We start from the raw sequence: 1,122 nt of genomic DNA on the forward strand, positions 1-1,122 counted from the left end.
CTGGCGATATGGAAGGTGATCTGTTTCCTGATACCGCAAACATCTGAGATCTCTTTGAGGTAGCTGTTTATTTTTTGGTTGCTGCAGACCGGAAATATCATCCCTGTGACCTGGCGGGCGGTATGGTTTTTATAACGCTCAATCAATGCGGTCGCCCTTGGCAGTAATGGTATGCGGGACGGGACATTGGTCTTCTGTCTTTTGATCGAAATCCAATATTCACCGTCTATACCCAGTACGATGTCAGTTTCTCTTAACTGCTTTACGTCGATGTAAGACAAGCCTGTAAAACAGCAGAAAAGAAATATGTCCCTAACTTGTTCCAGCCTCTCGCTTACCATCGGTTTACGGGCAATCTTCTCCATCTCCTCTTCGTTCAGACATACTCTCTCGACTGGCTTAACCTTGTTTTTGTAATTCAAAAATGGATTAAAGGACATCCATTCGTTGGAAAGGCATATTCTGATAATCTTACCCAAATTCTTCATGTACTTTACTGCCGAGTTGTTGTTGCATTTCCTGACTGACCGCAAATAAAAATCATACTCGGTAATAAACTCATGGTTCACCTTTTTAAGCTCTACATCACTAACAGAATATTTCCATTGTAAAAAATCCTCAGTGTGTTTAAGGGAAGTGCGGTATCTTTGAGCTGTGCCTTTGGTATACTCGGTCCCTACCAGAACTTCCATCTTACGGTTATGCTCCGTGAAGACCCCGATCAATGTAGTCTGTTTCTCTTCTTTTCCCTGGAACTTGTCGCGGATGGCTTCCGCAGTAATCAGGTTGCCGCATAGGGTAAGCTGACGGTGCGCTTCATAGACCTTCATCTGTAGGTCCGTTAGGTAGGCGTTCAAGGACCTTGCATTTTCCTTTTTCCCATTGATCCGACCGGTGGCAACAATCCATTTCTCCGGTTCACAGGATCTTCCTGTCGTGATTTCGGATCTTTTACCATCAACAGTAATCCTCATGTAGATTGCTACAGGGCCGTTTTGATAATTTTTTGACTTCTTCAAATAGAAGAGCAAGCTGAAATTGGTTTTCATAATGTCTTACATTAATGGTTAACAAATTTAGCTTTGCAGTATTCAAAAGTCAAGATGTTCATTTTATGAACAT

Annotated in this window: 1 protein-coding gene; it reads right to left on the reverse strand. The window is 42.2% G+C overall.

Features of this window, described 5'->3' with window-relative positions:
• Positions 1 to 974: site-specific integrase (locus R2S57_RS30340; protein ID WP_316848653.1), on the reverse strand; the 974-nt coding region annotated here is incomplete at its 3' end.
• Between the last annotated feature and the right edge of the window lie 148 nt (positions 975 to 1,122).

It is taken from the genome of Pedobacter psychrodurus, assembly GCF_032678585.1.
Classification (GTDB): Bacteria; Bacteroidota; Bacteroidia; order Sphingobacteriales; family Sphingobacteriaceae; genus Pedobacter; species Pedobacter psychrodurus_A.